The organism is Donghicola mangrovi, from assembly GCF_013377535.1.
In the GTDB taxonomy this organism is placed as follows: Bacteria; Pseudomonadota; Alphaproteobacteria; order Rhodobacterales; family Rhodobacteraceae; genus Donghicola; species Donghicola mangrovi.
The window spans coordinates 1-280 of the sequence record NZ_JABCJE010000059.1 but is presented as its reverse complement, the minus strand read 5'-3'; the positions used below and the strand labels follow the sequence as shown (position 1 = coordinate 280).

General features: G+C 66.4%; 1 protein-coding gene. It reads right to left on the bottom strand.

Annotated features, from left to right (window positions below; translation table 11 throughout):
* A partial coding sequence (locus tag HJ536_RS20770) for a DUF7507 domain-containing protein (RefSeq protein ID WP_228028851.1) occupies nt 1-280 on the bottom strand: 280 nt, incomplete at both ends.

Below are 280 nucleotides of genomic sequence, written 5' to 3'. Positions count from 1 at the left end.
GTCGCCGCCATCGTTCAGGGTCGCAGTCTTGGTTAATGCGATCGCGGAGACGGCGCCGATGGTGGTGGTGACGGCAGTGTCGGTGGTGTCGGTGACATCCTCGGAACTGTCGGTGGCGCGTAGGGTGTCGCCATCAAGGTCGATCCACGCGGTGCCGGTGGCGCTGTTGCTGAGGCCGCCTGCGTCCACATCGTCCTGATCGACCACATGGGTCAGGGTCGCGGTGGCGGTGCCGCCGGGCAGGAAGGCCGCATCGGTGCTGCCGGTGGAATAGCTGATG